We start from the raw sequence: 274 nt of genomic DNA, 5'->3' as shown, positions 1-274 counted from the left end.
ACGAAGATCTCCTCGCCAACCTTGACGACCTGATCGGGTAGGTCAACATGGCGCACCGCCAGCTCGGAAATGTGCACAAGACCCTCGATGCCATCTTCGACGCGGACAAACGCACCGAAGGGAACAAGCTTGGTGACCTTGCCCGGAACGACCTGGCCAATGGCGTGGGTGCGGGCAAATGCCTGCCACGGATCTTCCTGAGTAGCCTTCAGGGACAGGGACACGCGTTCGCGATCCATGTCGACATCCAGCACCTCGACGGTTACAGGCTGGC

1 protein-coding gene is annotated in these 274 nt (G+C 60.2%); it reads right to left on the bottom strand.

Annotated features, from left to right (window positions below):
• Positions 1 to 274 (bottom strand): S1 RNA-binding domain-containing protein (locus tag QP381_RS09025; RefSeq protein WP_285068671.1); only part of this gene is annotated, 274 nt, incomplete at both ends.

The sequence above is a fragment of the Pauljensenia sp. UMB6358 genome (assembly GCF_030216865.1).
In the GTDB taxonomy this organism is placed as follows: Bacteria; Actinomycetota; Actinomycetes; order Actinomycetales; family Actinomycetaceae; genus Pauljensenia; species Pauljensenia turicensis_A.
This window is presented reverse-complemented; position numbering and strand designations above follow the sequence as displayed.